Raw genomic sequence first — 16,820 nt, 5'->3', positions numbered from 1 at the left:
GCGACCACGCGGGCGCCCTCGCCCTGTTCGACGCGGCGCTGGCGCTCTGGCGGGCCGACTCCCCGCTCGCCGACGTCCCCGCGCTGGCCGCCCATCCCGCGGTCCTGGCCCTGGTCGAGGAGCGGTTCACGGCGCTGGCGGCCAAGGGCGAGACGCTGCTGTCCGTCGGGGCGGCGGACGAAGCGGTGGCGGTCTTCGAACAGGCCGCCCACGCACGCCCGCTGGACGAAGCCGCGCTCGCCCGGCTGATCCGCGGCTACGACGCCGCCGGGCGGCGGGCCGCGGCCGTCGACGCCTACCACGAGGTGCGGCGCCGGCTCGCCGAGGAGCTCGGGATCGGCCCGGGCCCCGAACTCGCCGCCGCCTACCAGGTGCTGCTGGCGGACGACGCCTGGCACACCACCGCGCCCCCGAGGCGCCGGCCGGTGCCCGCGACCCTGCCCGGGGACGTGCCCGACTTCGTCGGACGGCAGCGCGAACTCTCCTGGCTCGGGCGGACCCTGACCCGGCCGGCGGGCGCCGCGGTGCCCGTCGCGGTGGTCTCCGGCACGGCCGGCGTCGGCAAGACGGCGCTCGCCCTGCACTGGTCGCACCAGGTCCGGTCGCGCTTCCCCGACGGCCAGCTCTACGTCGACCTGCGGGGTTACGACCCGCAGCAGCCGCTGTCCGGCAGCGACGCCCTCGCCAGGCTGCTGTCCGCGATGGGCCTGCCCGCCCACGAGATCCCGCTGGACGAGGCCGACCGGGTGGCCCGGTACCGGACGGAGCTCAACGGGCAGCGCGTCCTCGTCCTGCTCGACAACGTCTCCTCGGTGGACCAGGTCCGGCCGCTGCTGCCCGGCACCGGGTCCTGCGCGGTGCTGGTGACCAGCCGCGACACCCTGGGCGAGCTGGTGGCCCGGCACGGCGCCCGGCGGCTCGACCTCGACCTGCTGCCGATGACCGACTCGCTCGACCTGCTGCGCCGGCTGATCGGCGACCGGCTCGACCGCGAGACGGCGGTCGGCGAGGACCTCGCCGAGCAGTGCGTCGGGCTGCCGCTCGCCTTACGGGTGGCCGCCGAGCTCGCGGCCGCGCAGCACACCACCCCGCTGCCGGACCTGGTGTCCGAACTGGCCGACCGCCGCAGGCGGCTCCACCTGCTGGACACGGTCGGCAACTCGGTCAGCGCGGTCTTCTCCTGGTCCTACCAGCACCTGCCGGCGACGGCGGCGCGCACCTTCCGGCTGCTCGGCCTCCAGTACGGGCCCCACGTGTCGCTGAGCGCGTCGGCCGCCCTCACCGGACGCGGCCCGGACGACACCCGGAGCGCCCTGACCGCGCTCAGCCGGGCCCACCTGGTCCACCCGCTCGGCCCCGACCGGTACGGCATGCACGACCTGCTGCGGGCCTACGCGACCACGCTCGCGCACGACCACGTCACCCCCGCCGACCGGACGGCCGCCCAGCGCCGGCTCGTCGACTACTACCTGCACACCGCGAGCGCCGCCTCCGTGCTGCTGGGCCGTCACGAACCGATCGCCCTCCCGCCGCCCGCGCCCGACGTGCCGCCGGCGGCCTTCACCGACCTCGACGGCGCCTCGGCCTGGTTCGCCGCCGAGCACCAGTGCCTGCTCGCCGCGGTCGACGCGGCCCCCGACGGCCTGGTCGGCCCGCTCGCCCGGGCCATGGCGACCTACCTGGAACAGCGCGGCCACTGGCCGGACTGGGTGACCACGCAGCACGCGGCGCTGGACGCGGCGCAGCGGCTGGACGACCGGCCGGGGATCGCCGCGGCGCTCGGCGAACTGGGCCGCGCCAATGCGAGGATGGGCCGCTACGACGAGGCGGACCGGCTGCTGCGCCGGGCCGTCCCGCTCTTCCAGGAGCTGGCCGACCCGCTCGGCGAGGCGCACTGCCACAACAGCCGGACCTTGGTGTTCGAGCGGCGGCACGACTTCGTCTCCGCCCTGGAGGAGGCCGCCTCCGCGCTGGCGAAGTACCGGGCGGCCGGCAACCTGACGGGACAGGCCCGGGCGCTCAACAACATGGGCTGGTGCAACACCCGGCTCGGCCGGTACCAGGCGGCCCGCCGGTGCTGCGAGCAGGCGCTCGCGCTGCAGCGGGAGACGGGTGACCGCAACGGCGAGAGCGCCACCCTCGACACCCTCGGCCTGGTGCACCACCGGGTCGGCGACCACCACGAGGCCATCGCCTGCTACGAGCAGGCGCTGCAGATCTACCGGGAGTTCGGCGACCGCTTCAACGAGGCCTCCCTGCTCACCCACCTGGGTGACTCGGCGGACGCCGCGGGCGACCCGGAGGCCGCGCGGGAGGCGAGGAGGAGCGCCCGCGAGATCCTCGCGGAGTTCGACCGCACGGCCGGTGCGGACGGGGGACGGCACCCCGGAGCAGGCCCTTCCTCCGGTTCCGCCGGGTGACCTGATGCACCCTCATGTCGTAAGGCTCGCTTTTGTGTTGTGGAAGTGACATGTCATCCTGACGGCAAGAACGACCTTCCAGGAGACTCGTGAACACCACACCCACCACCGCGGATCCCGACACCGCCGCCGGCCCCGCCGTCCCCGCCGTCGACGCGCTCGGGACGTCCGCCGCGCAGGTCCGCAGCGCGGCGCTCGAGGAGCTGATCCTCAAGGACCCGGGGCAGTTCCGGATCCTCACGGGCGACCGGCCGACCGGCCGCCTGCACCTGGGGCACTACTTCGGCACGCTCCACAACCGCGTGCGGCTCCAGGACCTCGGCGTGGAGATGTTCGTGATCATTCCGGACTACCAGGTCCTGACCGATCGCGACGTCGCCGACAACCTGACCTGGCACGTCGAGGAACTGGTGCTGGACTACCTCGCCATCGGCGTGGACCCGGCCCGCAGCACCGTCTTCACGCACAGCGCGCTGCCCTCCCTGAACCAGCTGATGCTGCCCTTCCTCAGCCTGGTCTCGGTCGCCGAGCTGAACCGCAACCCCACGGTCAAGGACGAGATCGCGCACTCGCGGCAGTCCGCCGTCAGCGGCCTGATGCTCACCTACCCCGTCCACCAGGCCGCGGACATCCTGTCCTGCAAGGCCAACCTCGTCCCGGTCGGCCAGGACCAGCTGCCGCACCTGGAGCTCACCCGGACGATCGCCCGCCGCTTCAACGACCGGTACGGCAACGGCACCGCCGTGTTCCCGCAGCCGGAGGCCCTGCTGTCGAGCGCGCCGCTGCTGCTCGGCACGGACGGCACCAAGATGAGCAAGAGCCGGGGCAACGCCATCGCCCTGGCCGCGACCGCCGACGAGACCGCCCGGCTGCTCAAGGGGGCGAAGACCGACGCCGAACGCCACATCACCTACGACCCGGTCAACCGCCCCGAGGTCTCGTCCCTGCTGCTGCTCGCGGCGCTCTGCCAGGGCCGGACGCCGCAGGAGGTGGCCTCCGACATCGGCGCCGCCGGGGCCGCCGCGCTGAAGAAGACGGTGACCGAGGCGGTCAACGAGTACCTGGCGCCGATCCGGGCCCGCCGCGCCGAGTACGCGGACGACCGCGCCCACCTGCGGCGGACGCTGCGCGAGGGCAACGAGCGCGCCCGGGCGGTGGCCGACGCCACCCTCGCCGAGGTGCGCGCCGCCATGAACAGCCACTACTGACTACGACCGACCTACGACCGCGCGGGCACGGCCTCCCACCACGACGGAGGCCGTGCCTTCGCTATCTGCACACCCGGCCCGAACGCCGGTTCCACACATGCGATCTGAGTATGCATCAGCACTTGCGCATCACCGGCGCCGATCGCTCCGTCCGGTCCCACGGATCCTCTGGTAAAAGTCGCCGGCTTCTGGTTAGCATGCAGAAGGCAGGTTGACGCGCGGACGACAAGTGGAGTCCGGGTTCGCAGTCCCGTCGACCCGCCCGCCGGAGCAGGTGCGGCGCGCCGTGCGGCCGCAGCCGCCGGGACGGGAGACCGGGCTCGGAATTCCCGTGCCGTGCGCCCCTTTCTGCATCCCTGTGCGTCTTCCCCTACAGACCTCCTAGGGCAGGCATCCCTTTGATGAAGCTCCTGATGGTAGCCATGCCGTGGCAAGGACTCGACACTCCGTCGAGTGCGCTGGGAATACTCGGGCCGAGCGTCCGGAAGAACGCCGCGCACTGGACCGTCGACGAGTTGTACGCCAACATGCGGTGGGCCGAGCACCTGATGCGCGAGAGCGGCGGCGCCATATCGGCGGAGGACTACGGCGAGGTCGCCGTCCAGGTCTTCCACGGCGTGGGCGACTGGGTGTTCACCCCGGCGCTGTACGACACCGACGGCTACCGGGTCGACGAATTCTCCGCGTTCCTCCGCAGCCGCGGGATCGATCCGCGGATTCCCGTCGAGATGCAGAGGCATGCCCGCGGATTCGTCCGCGACCTCGCGGCCGAGATCGCCGCCGACCCGCCGGACCTGGTCGGATTCACCAGCACCTTCATGCAGAACGTGCCGTCCCTCGCACTCGCCAAGGAGCTGAAGCGGCTCGTCCCGGGCATCCGGACGGTCCTCGGCGGCAGCAACTGCGACGGCCCGCAGGGGCCGACCCTGCACCGCAACTTCGAGCAGTTCGACTTCGTGGTCAGCGGCGAGGGCGAACGCGCACTGCCCGCGCTCCTCAACCGCATCGCGCAGGGCAGGTCCTTCGCCGACGTGCCGGGCCTCAGCTGGCGCGACGACCGGGGCGAGGCGGTCGCGAACCCGCCGGCCGCCGCGGCGCTGCCCTTCGCCGCGGTTCCCGCGCCCGACTACGACAGCTACTTCCGCTCGCTCGGGGACTCCCCCGTCCGGCACCGCGTCCGTCCGATGCTGGTCCTGGAGACCTCCCGCGGATGCTGGTGGGGCGAGCGCCACCAGTGCACGTTCTGCGGCCTCAACGGGTCCGCCATCGACTTCCGGAGCAAGGCGCCCGGGCGCATCGCGCAGGAGGTCAGGGACCTCGCCGAACGCCACCGGGTCCTCGACCTGGTGATGGTGGACAACATCCTCGACATGAAGTACCTCGACACGGTGATGCCCGAAATGGCCGCCCTCGACTGCGATCTGCGGATCCATTACGAGATCAAGTCGAACCTGACGCGGGAGCAGTTGCGCAGCCTGCGCGAGGCGAACGTGCTCTACGTCCAGCCCGGTATCGAGGGACTGAGCGACCACGTCCTGCGCCTCATGGACAAGGGGGTCAGCGCCGCGCACAACGTGCGGATGCTGCGCGACGGCGAGGACCTCGGACTCAACGTCACCTGGAACATCCTCTACGGATTCCCGGGCGAGACCGAGGAGGACTACCGCGGACTCCTCGGGAAGCTCTCCGCACTCGAACACCTGCAACCGCCGACCGGCGCCTGGCGCATAGCGCTCGAACGGTTCAGTCCGTACTTCGAGGAGCCGTCGCTGGGATTCGCCGTCCGCCGCCCGGCCGAGATCTACGACCACATCTACCGATTGCCGCCGGACGAGCTGTACGACCTCGTCTACCTCTTCGACACCCCCGACCGGGGAATCTCCGGCCCGATCGAGGACGAACTCAAGAAGGCGGTCGACGCCTGGGCCGGGGCCTACGCACGGAGCAGCCTCTCGTACTGGACGGACGACGGGGGCCGGGTGACCGTCGAGGACCGCCGGGCGAGCTGGCCGGGGGAGGTGATCGAGCTGGACGACCGCAGGAGCAACGTGTACCTGGGCATGTTCCAGGGCGCCGGACGGGCGGGCATCCGCCGGCGGCTCGCCGAGGGCGGATTCGCCGTCACCGAGGAGGAACTCGACCGGATGCTGCGGTACTTCGTCGACCGCGGCCTGGCCTTCGAGGACGGGGGCCGCTACGTGGCCGTCGCGCTGGAGGTCGACCCGTACCGCCGCAAGCTCGTCGACGGCCGGGAGGTGTCGGCGTCCCGATGAGCGTGCTGATGGACATCGGTGAACTCAGGGCCCGGGCCTCGGACGACGGGCACCTGCCGGGCGGCGGCCGGCCCGCGGCCGCGACGCTGACCCTCGGGGCTGCGGGGGACGGCCTTCCGACGGCCGCCGAACTGGCGGCGCTGCTGACCCGGGTGCCCGTCGCCGGGGTACGGCTGGCGGAGGCGGCCGACCTCGCGGCGCTCCCCGACCGGGCGGTCGTGCGGACGGTCGCGCTGATCCGCGAGTGCGCCTCGATCGGCGTCCGCGTCACCTGGTCGCTCGTGCTGGGCGCGCACCAGCTCGGCCTGGTCCCGCGCCTCGACCATCTGCCGGCACCGGAGGCGGTCACGGTGCTCGGGGACGGCAGCGCGCCCCTCGGCGAGTGGCGCTCTGCCGGCAGCTTCGGCCTCCTCTACTTCCGCAAGGGGCCGGGCTTCCTGTCGGTCGTCGACCGCCGGCCGGAGTCCGCCGGGCGGGCCGTCCTCGACGACCCCGTCACGGTGGACGTCTTCACCCGGTGCCTGGGCGGCCGTGCGTGGGCCGACCTGACCGGGGAGCAGCGGCGCGCCGCGGAGCGGCTGGTGGACGCGGGCCTGCTCCTGCGCCTCGGCGGGCACTGCGTGACCCTGCCGGTGCACATGCGCAGCTGGCCGCTGGGCGCCGCCCTGCTGGGCGGCACCCTGGCCTCGGCCGGCAAGAAGCCGGAGGAGGGCAGTTGACCGACGACGCCACCGCACCGTTCGGGGACCTGCCCCGGCTCGTCCGCTTCGAGCACGAACCCGCCCTGCGCTTCCTCGAACACGCCGTCGGCGAGTACCGGAAGTGCCTGGACAGCCGCGGCGCCGACGGCACGCCGAGCCACCTCCCGCGCGCCTCCGGCCTGCTGTTCGGCCGTGTCGACGACCTCGGGATCACCGTCTGCGACGTCGAGTTCGTCCCGAACGTCCGCGACAGCGACGAGGCCGTGATGGCCGAGTTCGAGACGACCATCGCGCCCCGGTTCGGCGAGGTGTACCGCAATCCCGGCCGGGGGTTCTGGAGCGACGAGGGCGCCGTGCTCCGGGCGGTCCAACGGCAGGCGGCGGGCGGCCTGGAGCCGATGGGCTCCGTCCACTCGCATCCGAACTGGCACGAGATCGGCCCGCCGCACGAACGGCGCCAGCGGCTCAGCGAGAACCCGACGCCGATGGACGAGTACCTCTTCCGCCAGTCGTGCTGGCCGGTGAACGTGATCTGGTACGTCCACACCGCCGACGACGGCGGCCTGGCGCACCGGGTGGCGGGCTGGCGGCCCGGCCCGGAGCGCTGCGAAGCGCTCCGCCTCCGGCTCCCGCCGGACCTCTGCGCCGAGTTCGGCGTGCAGTCCTCCCACTGACCGTCCCGTTCCGGCCCCCGGGGCCGGCGGGCCCGCATCCCAGGAGAGCAGTCGCATGCCCGAAACCGCACAGCGCGTCAGCCGGGGTCTTCCGGCACCGGCCGTGACCGTCCGGCTCCCCGCCGCCTTCCACGCCCTGACCGGCGGGCGGCGGCAGGTCCCGGGCGGTGGCGGGAACATCCGGGAGGTGCTCCGCGCACTCGACCGGGACTGTCCCGGCACCCTCGAACGCATCGTGGACGTGGAAGGGGCCGTGAAGCGCTACGTGAACATCTACCAGAACGACACCGACATCCGGAGCCTCGACGGTCTGGAGACGGAAGTGACGGACCGTGACGTGATCTGGATCATCCCCGCCGTCGCGGGCGGCAGCGGCGCCCCCGCCGGCGCCGGCTCCCGGCGCACCCCCGGGAGCCGCTGATGTCGGACGTGCTCCCCCCGCGGTTCTTCACCGATCCCGGGCCGTCGCCGCACGCGGCGACCGCGGAACTGCGCGCCGCGTGCCCCGTCCACCGGATCGACTACCCGCCGGGCGCCGAGGCGTTCGCGGTCCTCGGCCACCGGGAGGTCGTGGCGGCGTTCGGCGACCCCCGGCTGTCCAAGCAGGCCGAGAACCTCCCCGAGCGGTACCGGGACAGGGCGGCGAAGAGCCTCCTGATGGTCCGCAACCTGGGGTTCGCCGATCCGCCGGAGCACACCAGGCTGCGCAGGCCCATCAGCCGGGCGTTCCTGCCCGCCCGGATCGCCGGCCTGCGTCCGCGCATCCAGGAGATCGTCGACGACCTGGTCGACGCCCTGCCGGAGTCCGGCCGGACCGACCTGCTGGACGCCTTCGCCCTGCCGCTGCCGCTCACCGTGATCTGCGAGTACCTGGGGGTGCCGGTCGAGGACCGCCCGCTGTTCCAGCAGTGGGGCTACGTCCTCAGCCAGGACCCGTTCCAGCACGCGGAGGCGGAGCTGAAGGCCGCGACCGACGCGTTCACCGACTACTTCGGCCACCTGGTGGCCGAGCGGCGCAAGGACCTGCGCGACGACCTGCTGAGCGACCTCGTCCGGGGCCGCGACGAGGGCGTGTTCAGCGACCGGGAGCTGTACTCGACGATCCTCCTGCTGCTCATCGCGGGCCACAAGACGGTGGCCAACATGCTGGGCAACGGGACGGCGCTGCTGCTCAGCCGGCCCGACCAGCTCGCGGTGCTCCGCGCCGCCCCCGAACTGGTGCCCTCGGCGGTGGAGGAGATCCTGCGCTACGAGGGGTCGGCCTCCTGGGCCTCGCTGCGGATCGCCGCGTCCGACCTGCGGCTCGGCGGCGTGGACATCCCCGAGGGGAGCTTCGTGCACCTCTCGCTGGCCGCCGCCGGCCACGACCCGGAGGTCCACGAGGACCCGGAGCGCTTCGACGTCACCCGCTCGCCCAACCACCACCTGGCCTTCGGCCACGGGCCGCACTTCTGCGTGGGTGCCCCGCTCGGCCGGCTCCAGGGCGAGATCGCCTTCACGACCCTGCTGCGCCGACTGCCGCAGCTGGAGCTCGCGGTGGCGCCGGAGGAGATCGCCTGGCTCGCCGACAGCTCGCTCAGCCGGGGCCTGGAGGCCCTGCCGGTCCTGGTCGGGAAGCGGCTGCCGCGGCCGCCGGCCGGGGGGACGGCGCCGCCGGCGGGCTGCCCGCGGCAGGGTCCCGAGGAAGCGGGGCGGCGATGACGGGGACGGCGGGCGGCCTTCGCGTCGCCGTGGTGGGGGCCGGCGCGGTGGGCGGCTACGTCGGCGGCATGCTCGCCGCCGCGGGAGGCGACGTGCGCTTCCTGGCCCGCGGCGAGACCCTCGTCGCGCTCCGACGGGACGGGCTGCGCATCACCGGCGGCCCGTCCGCCGACCGCCACATGCCCGGGGTGCGGGCCTCGGCCGACCCGGCGGAGCTCGGCGAGGTCGACGCCGTCCTGCTGTGCGTCAAGACTCCGCAGTTGACCGCGGCCGCCCGCGCGCTCGCCCCGCTGCTCGGGGAGGACACCGCCGTGGTCACCGTGCAGAACGGGGTGGAGGCCCCCGAGCAGGTGGCGTCCGTCCTCGGCCGTGACCGGGTGCTCCCCGGACTGGCCAGGGTCGTCGCCGTGCCGGTCCGTCCCGGCGTGGTGCGGCACCTGGGACCTCCCGGCGCGCTGGGGTTCACCGAGTGGGACGGCAGCGTCTCGAAGCGGGTGCTGCGGCTGCGCGAGGCGCTGCGCGCCGCCTCGCTGACGGCGGCGGAGCCGGCCGACGTCTGGGCCGAGCTGTGGGCGAAGTTCCTGGTGGTGGTGCCGGTCGGCAGTCTCGGCGCCGCCACCGGCGGGGCGACCGTCGGCGAGCTCCGCTCGCGCGCCGGCACCCGGCGGCTGCTGGTCGCGGCCATGCGGGAGATCCACGGGACGGCTGTCCGGCTCGGGATCGGCCTGCCGGACGACGCCGTCGACACCGCCGTCGGACTGGTGGACCGGCAGGCCCCGGACGCGACCTCCTCGCTGCAGCGGGACGTCCTGGCGGGCCGGCCCTCGGAGCTCGACGCCTGGACGGGGGCCGCCGTCCGGCTCGCCGCCCGGGCCGGGCACCGCGCGCCCGTCCTGGAGCTGCTCCACGAACTGCTCGCCGCCCGCGAGGCGCTGGCGGCCGGAGCACCGCACTGAGGCGTGTCCGAGCCCGGGTGCGCCCGTGCCGGTGCGGGCCTCAGAGCGGTGCCGGGCCGGCGTCCACGACCTCGGCGAGCAGCCGCCGCGGAGTGGGCGCGCCCTCCGGCCCGTGGCCGAGCCGGATCAGCAGGTGGACGTGGTACGGGCCCTGCCGGGCGTCGCGGGCCTCGTCCCGCAGGCCCGGCCACTCCATCGCCTGGTGCAGCAGCGAGGCGCGCAGCCCGTGCGCGGTGGCGAGCAGCAGGACGTGCTGCAGCGCGAGGCCCGCGGTCAGCCAGTCCTCGGGGTGGTCCCCGTGGGTGGCCAGGACGGCGATGCACGGGTCGGCCTCGAAGGGCGCGGGCGGCAGGTGTTCGGCCGGGTGGATGGCGGAGAAGTCCCGCATCGGCAGGTGCCCGCCGGCGTCCTGCGGTCCGAGGACGTCCGCGGGGAGTCCGTCGGCGGCGGGGTCGGGCAGGGGGCGGACCCAGCTGCGGCTCTCCGCGCGGCGGCCCGGGTCGGTGGTGTTGCGGCGCTCGGCCTCGGCGGTCAGCCGCAGCAGGCGGTCGCGCTCGGCGCGGTCGGGCAGCAGCAGGAAGGCTCCCTCGCCGTGGGCCGCCCGGGCCAGCAGGTCGAGCACGGCGGGCGGCACGGGGCGACCGTCGAAGGGCGCGCGGACGCTGTGCCGGCGCCAGATCGCGTCGTACAGCTCGGTGGTCCCGGGCAGGTCGACCGGGGAGGGCTCGTCGAGGTCGACCGCGGCGAGCAGTCCGGGCTCGGTGGAGTCGGGCAGCAGCCGGACCCGGGGCGCCCAGCCGAGGTGGCGGGCGGCGGTGCGCAGGTTGAACACGGCGGCGCCGACCGAGATGTGCAGCGCGCGGCCCCCGGGGTCGGCGATCGGCAGACCGCGTTCCGGGGCGGCGTGCACCTCCAGGGTGGAGGTCTCAGGGCGCAGCCGGAAGCGCCACGGCTGGCTGTTGTGGACGGACGGCGCGGCGACGGCGGCGGAGATGAGCTTCTCGAGCGCGGCGGCGTCCAGGGCCTCGGTGCGCATGGCGGCCTCCTGGGGGTGGGATCGGCGGGTCCGGCGGCGGTCAGCCGCTGCCGGGTCTGCCTGCGGTGCGGAGCGTCTCCAGCCGGTGCCGGTACTCCTCGGCGTCGATCTCGCCGCGGGCGAAGCGTTCGGCGAGCAGCTGCTCGGGGTCGGTACGGGGCCGTCCGGGGTCCGCGGGCGGCGGGGCGGGCGGGCCGGGGGGCGGTGGCCCGGTGCGGCCCAGGTGGCGGACCAGGACCACGATGCCGAGGACGAGCAGGGCCCAGAAGAGCACCATGCCGACGGTCATGAAGCCGAAGCCCCAGCCGTTCATGCCATGGCCGTTCCAGTACGTCATCACGGCCTCCTCCGCCGGTCGCGGACGGATCGCGGGCGGATCGCCCACCACCATCGTGCGCGGTCGGGGCGGCCGGATGCTTGGGCCGATCGGCCCGGGTCGGGGCCCGCAGGTCCCGACCCGCGGGCCGGTCTCAGGCGGCCCGGCGGAGTTCCCCAGCGACCTGGTGGGTCCAGTCCCGGATCTGCTCGGCGTTGCGGTAGTCGCCGCTGGTGCCGCGGCGGACCATGAGGCGGGCGAGCAGGCCGGGGGTGTCGGAGGTGACCCGGCCGCCGAAGGTGACGTGGCCGCGGGCGTGCAGGCGTTCCATCTCGCGGGCGGCGCCGGGGACGGGCAGCAGGTCCTCCTGCTCGGCGGAGCCGTCGACCGGGCCGCTGCTGAACAGCCAGACCGGCCGCTCGGTGAGGGCGTCGGCGTTGCGGTGGGCGCAGCGCAGCGCGTCGCGGTGCCAGTGGCCGGCGTAGAGCGAGCCGCCGAGGATGACGGCGTCGTACCCGGAGACGTCGCGGACCTCGCCGGCCGGGAGGACGGCGGCGTCGAAGCCGTCCTGCCGGAGGGTGAGTCCGATCTCGGCGGCGATCCCGGCGGTGGCGCCGTGCTTGCTGCCGTAGGCCACCAGGACTCTCCTTGTCTTCGTCGCGGTCATCACGTCCTCCCGTCGCCGGCCGGCCGCCGCCCGGCGGGTGTCCCCGCGGGGTGCGGCCGTCCCCTCCAGGGTGGGCCACCGACGCCGAGGCGGCCAGGTACGGCCGTTCGGGTGATGGCCGGGAGCGGGCGGGGGCGGGCCGGACGGGGTGTCGGCGGCCCCCGCCCGGGCGGGCGGAGGGCCGGGTGCGGTGCCCCGGGGTGCCCGGGGCCGGAGCGGTTCAGCCGTTGATGGGCCGGGGGTCGTTGACGATGTTCCCGTCGGTGCAGCTGTCGGCGGTGGTGCCCGTCCAGGCCGCGCCGACGGGGACGACGGCGAGTTCCTGGAGGCAGACCGCGGCGGCGGAGAAGTTCCAGTCGTCGGCGGCGTTGATCGCCCCGACGAGGCTGTCGGTGGTGTCGGCGGCTGCGGGGGCGGCCGGGGCGAGGACGGCCGCCGGGGCGAGGAGGGCGGCGGTGAGGGCCGCGGAGGTGAAGGTCTTCTTCATGCCCGGCCCAACGGCCGGCGGGCGCCCCGGTCACTCGCGGCGGGGTGCCGCTCGCCCGGTCGGCGGGCGGTGGTGGTCCGTTCGGCCGCGCCGGTGCGGCTCGGCCGGGGGGAGGGCGGGACGTGCGGTCAGCGTTCGACGACCAGGCTGTGGCAGGTCCAGCTGAGCCGGGAGGGGCCGCCGACGGGCGGGCGCGGGTGGTAGGTGCCGTCGGAGACGGAGAGGTTGACGATCAGGTGGGCGTGCCAGGTGGAGCCCACGCCCCGGCGGTCGGAGTAGACGGCGGCACCGTTGGCGTACCAGTCGACGGAGGTGCGGCCGAAGACGGTGCGGAGCTCGACGGTGGCGCCGGGGGCTATGCCGGCCGCTCCGCCGTGCCAGTAGCGGTAGCCGCCGCGGACGTGGTTGGAGACCTCCAGCAGGTCGGGGTTGTCGGGGTGGTACTCGAAGACGTCGATCTCGTTGCCGCCGTCCCGCCAGGTCCAGATGGCGGGCCAGGCGCCGAGGGCGGTGGGCAGGGTGACCCGGGCGAGCATCACGTCGCCGGGCCGCAGCTGGAAGCCGTCCGGGCTGCCCTCGGTGGTGAGCAGGTTGCAGTTCCACAGGTCGCTGCCGGGCCGGCGGGTCGCGGCGAAGACGCCGCCCGGGCAGTAGTCGGGGACGAGGTGGTCGAGCTTGTGGTCGCTCCTGTTGGTGGGCCCCATCCGGGGGTAGGCGCTGCTGCGCCCCGCCACCCACTGCCGTGTCGACGTGAAGTCCGCGCTGAAGACCGTTGCCATCGCCGCCTCCCGGTGTGCCGGTCCGCCGCGTTTTGGGCGGACGCCGTCAATCACTGGGAGTGCATTACCCGTTACGGTTCGTCATATGCGAACTCGGAGGTTCCGAATCCGGACCGGTCCGCGCCCCGTCGCGAGGGTCCTGGACGCCCCGCGCGTCCTGCGCGTCCTGCGCGTCCTCGCGGCGGGTGCGGCGCAGTTCCTCCAGGCCGGTGGTCATCCGGCCGAGGAAACGGGCGACGGTGCGCAGCTCGTCCGGGCTGAACCCGGCGGCGACCTCGTCGGTGCAGGCGGCGACGGGGGCGAACCAGGCGGCGGCCATCCGGCTCGCACCGGGGTTGTAGTGCACCTGGACCTGGCGGCGGTCGGCGGCGTCGCGGCTGCGGTGGATGTGGCCGGCGCGCTCCAGCCGGTCGAGCACGGCGGTCACCGCGCCGGAGGTGAGGGCGAGTTCCTCGCGCAGCCGGCTCGGGGTGACCGGGCCGGGGGTGACACCGGTGGAGCCGCGCATGATCGCGAGCAGCGCCTGGACGTCGGTGGCGTGCAGGCCCTGCGCGGCGGCGAAGTCGTGGCCGAGCAGGTTCATCTCGGAGGCGAGCCCTTGCAGGAGGTTGCCGAAGGCCCTGCTGTCGGGCGGCCGGGGCGCCTCGGGGGTCGGCTCCTGGTCGGACAAGGGTCACCTCTCGGTCGGTCGACGGCCGGCGGACGGACCGCTCGGGCTCGGGCGGCCACCAGCCTAGGGCGTGCCGGCCCCCGCTCCGATTATCTCAATGGTCAAGTCTTTCGATGATTGAGATATCATCGCGCCCGACCGTCGACCGATCCGTCGACCCACCCGGAGGACCCGCCGTGCCACCTCGCCGTATCCGGTTCCTGATCCCGCTGGCCCTCGTGCTCGCCTGGCTCGCCCTGGGAGGCGCCTTCGGCTCCTTCGCGGGCCGCCTCACCGAGGTGTCCACCAACGACCGGGCCGCCTTCCTGCCGCAGAGCGCCGAGTCCACCCGGGTCGCCGCCCTGGAGAAGGGCTTCCAGGCCCAGGGCAGCCTCCCGGTGATCGTCGTCTGGGAGGCCCGCGACGGCTCGGTCACCGCCGAGCAGCGCACCGCCGCCGACCGGGCGCTGCGCGCCGCCGCCACGGTGCCGGGCGCCACCGGCCAGGTCTCCCCCGCCCTGCCCTCGAAGGACGGACGCGCCCTGCAGGGCGTGGTGGCGCTCCGCTCCGACCTCGGCCGGCAGACCGTGGACAGCGTCGACGCCGTCCGCGAACGGGTCGCCCCGGTGCCCGGCACCACCGTCGCGCTGGCCGGCCCGGCCGCCATCGCCGCCGACCTCGGCGGCGCCTTCGCCGGCATCGACGGCCTGCTGCTGGGCGTGGCCCTCGGGGTGGTGCTGGTGATCCTGCTCGCCGTCTACCGCAGCCTGCTGCTGCCGCTGCTGGTGATCGTCGGCGCGGTCTTCGCCCTCGGCGTCGCCTGCGCCCTGGTGTACGTGCTGGCGCAGCACGGCGTCGTCCGGGTGGACGGGCAGATCCAGGGCCTGCTGTCGATCCTGGTGATCGGCGCCGCGACCGACTACGCGCTGCTGCTCTCCGCCCGGTTCCGCGAGGAGCTCCCGCTGCACGCGGACCGGTTCGCGGCGATGCGGACGGCCTGGCGGCGCTCCGCCGAGCCGATCGTCGCCTCCGGGCTGACCGTGGCCCTGGGCCTGCTGGTGCTGCTGCTCTCCGACCTGACGAACAACCGGGCGCTCGGCCCGGTCGGCGCGATCGGCATCGCCTGCGCGGTGGTATCGGCGCTGACCTTCCTGCCGGCCGCCCTGGTGCTCTGCGGCCGCGCCGCCTACTGGCCGGCCCGCCCGCCGGCGGACGGCAGCGCCCCGGTGCACGGCGTCTGGCGGCGGGTGGCCGCCCTGGTCGGGCGGCGGCCCCGGGCCGTCTGGGCCTCGGCCCTGGCCGCGCTGCTGGCCTGCGCGGCCTTCGCGCCCGCGCTGGACGCCCGCGGTGTCGCCCAGACCGACCTGTTCGTCAAGGAGCAGCCCAGCGTGGTCGCGCAGCGGGTGCTGTCCGCACACTTCCCCGGCGGCTCCGGCAACCCGGCGGTGATCGTCGTGAAGGCCGACCGGGCGGACGCCGTCGCGGCCGCCGCCCGCGCGGTGCCCGGGGTGAGCGCGGTCGCCGCCTTCACCGGCGGAGTGCCCGGCGGCCCGGCCAAGACGGTCGACGGCCTCGTCCGGCTGGACGCCACGCTCGCCGACCCGGCGGACGGCGACGCCGCCGTCGCCACCGTGCTGCGGCTGCGCACCGCGGTGCACGCGGTGGACGGCGCCGACGCCCTGGTCGGCGGCTACACCGCCCAGCAGGAGGACACCCGGGCCACGGCCTCCCGGGACCGCACGGTGATCGTGCCGGTGGTGCTGGTCTGCATCCTGCTGATCCTGATCGTGCTGCTGCGCTCGCTGGTGGCACCGCTGCTGCTGGCGGCGACCGTCGCGCTCTCCTACCTGGCGGTGCTCGGCGTCTGTGCGGTCGTCTTCCCGCACGTGTTCGGCTTCCCGGCCACCGACCCGTCCGTCCCGCTGTACGGCTACGTGTTCCTGGTCGCGCTGGGCGTGGACTACAACATCTTCCTGATGACCCGCGCCCGCGAGGAGTCGCTGCGGCACGGCACCCGGGAGGGTGTGCTGCGGGCGCTCACCGCGACCGGCGGGGTGATCACCTCGGCCGGTGTGGTGCTGGCCGCGACCTTCGCCGCGCTCGGGGTGATCCCGCTGGCGTTCCTGGTGCAGATCGCCTTCATCGTCGCCTTCGGCGTCCTGCTGGACACCCTGCTGGTCCGCTCGCTGCTCGTCCCGGCGCTCGTCCACGACCTGGGGCCGCGCGCCTGGTGGCCGGCCCGGATCGACCCGTCGGACAGCCCGGCCGAGCCGGTCGGCGAGCAGGTGCCGGCGGCCCGCTGAGCGGGGCACCGCCCCACTGTCCAAGCCGGGCGAGCGGGCGTACGGTGGCCACACGGCACCGTGCGCACGCCCGCCCGGCTGCGACCGCCGACCCGCGCTCCCCCGGCCCCGCGCCCCCGCTCCTGTGCACCCCTCTTGCCCGGCCCTCCCCGCCCTGACGCCCGGCGGCGAACCGCACCGCTGGAGGCCGACCATGGCCGACCCCAAGGCGTTCCTGAACACGCCCCGGCTGCTCCGCGCCCGCCGGGCGGTGGCGGCCCGGGTGCACGACTGGGAGGAGGTCTACCAGCGGCGCGCGCTGCTCCCGATCATCAGCGGCCAGGCGGCCCGGTGCATGGACTGCGGGCTGCCGTTCTGCCACCAGGCCTGCCCGCTCGGCAACCTCGTCCCCGAGTGGAACCGGCTGGTCTCCGCCGACGACTGGCGCGACGCGGTGGAGCGCCTCGGCGCCACCAACAACTTCCCGGAGTTCACCGGCCGGCTCTGCCCCGCCCCCTGCGAGAGCGCCTGCGTGCTGGCCATCAACGCCGACGCGGTGACCATCAAGAACGTCGAACTCGCCATCGCCGACCACGCCTGGGAACACGGGCTGGAGCCGCCGCGGCCGCCGGAGCGCCGCACCGGGCGCACCGTCGCGGTGGTCGGCTCGG

15 protein-coding genes and 1 pseudogene are annotated in these 16,820 nt (G+C 74.8%); 10 read left to right on the top strand and 6 right to left on the bottom strand.

What is annotated here, in order from left to right; all coding sequences use genetic code 11:
• From ABZ641_RS11290 to ABZ641_RS11255, 8 genes are all read left to right on the top strand, one after another.
• Positions 1-2,420, top strand: a 2,420-nt coding sequence (locus tag ABZ641_RS11290) for a tetratricopeptide repeat protein (protein WP_359980934.1), incomplete at its 5' end; no start/stop codon positions are given.
• A gap of 203 nt (positions 2,421-2,623) precedes the next feature.
• Positions 2,624-3,628 (top strand): tryptophan--tRNA ligase, encoded by a 1,005-nt coding sequence (gene trpS / locus ABZ641_RS11285; RefSeq protein ID WP_359980936.1) that lies wholly within the window; start codon positions 2,624-2,626, stop codon positions 3,626-3,628.
• A 422-nt stretch (positions 3,629-4,050) separates the two neighbouring features.
• Positions 4,051-5,901 (top strand): RiPP maturation radical SAM C-methyltransferase, encoded by a 1,851-nt coding sequence (locus tag ABZ641_RS11280; RefSeq protein ID WP_359980931.1) that lies wholly within the window; start codon positions 4,051-4,053, stop codon positions 5,899-5,901.
• On the top strand, positions 5,898-6,620 hold the full coding sequence (locus tag ABZ641_RS11275) for a DUF5825 family protein (protein ID WP_344624804.1): 723 nt from the start codon (positions 5,898-5,900) through the stop codon (positions 6,618-6,620). Before ABZ641_RS11280 ends, ABZ641_RS11275 begins: the two co-directional genes overlap by 4 nt.
• The gene (locus tag ABZ641_RS11270; protein ID WP_344624805.1) at positions 6,617-7,276 is read left to right on the top strand and encodes a hypothetical protein; all 660 of its coding nucleotides are present in this window, start codon (positions 6,617-6,619) and stop codon (positions 7,274-7,276) included. Before ABZ641_RS11275 ends, ABZ641_RS11270 begins: the two co-directional genes overlap by 4 nt.
• 55 nt (positions 7,277-7,331) lie before the next feature.
• Positions 7,332-7,697 carry a MoaD/ThiS family protein gene (locus ABZ641_RS11265; protein ID WP_344624806.1) on the top strand — a complete coding sequence of 122 codons (366 nt, stop codon included), beginning with the start codon at positions 7,332-7,334 and terminating at the stop codon, positions 7,695-7,697.
• Positions 7,697-8,977, top strand: a complete 1,281-nt coding sequence (locus tag ABZ641_RS11260; RefSeq protein ID WP_359980926.1) for a cytochrome P450 — start codon at positions 7,697-7,699, stop codon at positions 8,975-8,977. Before ABZ641_RS11265 ends, ABZ641_RS11260 begins: the two co-directional genes overlap by 1 nt.
• A complete protein-coding gene (locus ABZ641_RS11255; RefSeq protein WP_359980923.1) occupies positions 8,974-9,933 on the top strand; it encodes a 2-dehydropantoate 2-reductase in 960 nt (319 codons plus the stop codon). Before ABZ641_RS11260 ends, ABZ641_RS11255 begins: the two co-directional genes overlap by 4 nt.
• A gap of 40 nt (positions 9,934-9,973) precedes the next feature.
• Here the strand turns inward: ABZ641_RS11255 and ABZ641_RS11250 are convergent, their stop codons facing one another.
• From ABZ641_RS11250 to ABZ641_RS11225, 6 genes are all read right to left on the bottom strand, one after another.
• Positions 9,974-10,969, bottom strand: a complete 996-nt coding sequence (locus tag ABZ641_RS11250) for a nitroreductase family protein (protein ID WP_359980920.1) — start codon at positions 10,967-10,969, stop codon at positions 9,974-9,976.
• 40 nt (positions 10,970-11,009) lie between these two features.
• Positions 11,010-11,306: an SHOCT domain-containing protein gene (locus ABZ641_RS11245; protein ID WP_344624810.1), complete on the bottom strand. Its 297-nt coding sequence runs from the start codon at positions 11,304-11,306 to the stop codon at positions 11,010-11,012.
• Positions 11,307-11,439: 133 nt separating this feature from the next.
• Entirely contained in the window at positions 11,440-11,952 is a 513-nt protein-coding gene (locus ABZ641_RS11240; protein ID WP_344624811.1) for a flavodoxin domain-containing protein, read from the bottom strand.
• 220 nt (positions 11,953-12,172) lie between these two features.
• Positions 12,173-12,439 carry a hypothetical protein gene (locus tag ABZ641_RS11235; protein WP_359980916.1) on the bottom strand — a complete coding sequence of 89 codons (267 nt, stop codon included), beginning with the start codon at positions 12,437-12,439 and terminating at the stop codon, positions 12,173-12,175.
• A gap of 128 nt (positions 12,440-12,567) precedes the next feature.
• Positions 12,568-13,218, bottom strand: a complete 651-nt coding sequence (locus ABZ641_RS11230; RefSeq protein ID WP_344624813.1) for a beta-glucanase — start codon at positions 13,216-13,218, stop codon at positions 12,568-12,570.
• Positions 13,219-13,282: 64 nt separating this feature from the next.
• Positions 13,283-13,888 (bottom strand): MarR family winged helix-turn-helix transcriptional regulator, encoded by a 606-nt coding sequence (locus ABZ641_RS11225; protein ID WP_359980914.1) that lies wholly within the window; start codon positions 13,886-13,888, stop codon positions 13,283-13,285.
• A 176-nt stretch (positions 13,889-14,064) separates the two neighbouring features.
• Between ABZ641_RS11225 and ABZ641_RS11220 the strand changes: the two genes are divergently transcribed.
• Together ABZ641_RS11220 and gltD are read left to right on the top strand one after the other, a co-directional pair.
• Positions 14,065-16,170: an MMPL family transporter gene (locus ABZ641_RS11220; RefSeq protein ID WP_359980911.1), complete on the top strand. Its 2,106-nt coding sequence runs from the start codon at positions 14,065-14,067 to the stop codon at positions 16,168-16,170.
• Between the two features lie 193 nt (positions 16,171-16,363).
• A pseudogene (gene gltD / locus ABZ641_RS11215) lies at positions 16,364-16,820 on the top strand (glutamate synthase); the annotation flags it as partial.

Source organism: Kitasatospora sp. NPDC007106 (genome assembly GCF_040634455.1).
GTDB lineage: Bacteria > Actinomycetota > Actinomycetes > Streptomycetales > Streptomycetaceae > Kitasatospora > Kitasatospora arboriphila.
The sequence above is the reverse complement of the archived record's forward strand: the minus strand, read 5'-3'. Positions and strand labels throughout refer to the sequence as shown.

Coding starts and splice junctions, on each gene's coding strand:
- ABZ641_RS11265 (WP_344624806.1), top strand. CDS start 7,332: ATGCCCGAAACCGCACAGCGCGTCAGCCGGGGTCTTCCGGCACCGGCC.
- ABZ641_RS11235 (WP_359980916.1), bottom strand. CDS start 12,439: ATGAAGAAGACCTTCACCTCCGCGGCCCTCACCGCCGCCCTCCTCGCC.
- ABZ641_RS11255 (WP_359980923.1), top strand. CDS start 8,974: ATGACGGGGACGGCGGGCGGCCTTCGCGTCGCCGTGGTGGGGGCCGGC.
- ABZ641_RS11250 (WP_359980920.1), bottom strand. CDS start 10,969: ATGCGCACCGAGGCCCTGGACGCCGCCGCGCTCGAGAAGCTCATCTCC.
- ABZ641_RS11230 (WP_344624813.1), bottom strand. CDS start 13,218: ATGGCAACGGTCTTCAGCGCGGACTTCACGTCGACACGGCAGTGGGTG.
- ABZ641_RS11280 (WP_359980931.1), top strand. CDS start 4,051: ATGCCGTGGCAAGGACTCGACACTCCGTCGAGTGCGCTGGGAATACTC.
- ABZ641_RS11275 (WP_344624804.1), top strand. CDS start 5,898: ATGAGCGTGCTGATGGACATCGGTGAACTCAGGGCCCGGGCCTCGGAC.
- ABZ641_RS11240 (WP_344624811.1), bottom strand. CDS start 11,952: ATGACCGCGACGAAGACAAGGAGAGTCCTGGTGGCCTACGGCAGCAAG.
- ABZ641_RS11245 (WP_344624810.1), bottom strand. CDS start 11,306: ATGACGTACTGGAACGGCCATGGCATGAACGGCTGGGGCTTCGGCTTC.
- ABZ641_RS11260 (WP_359980926.1), top strand. CDS start 7,697: ATGTCGGACGTGCTCCCCCCGCGGTTCTTCACCGATCCCGGGCCGTCG.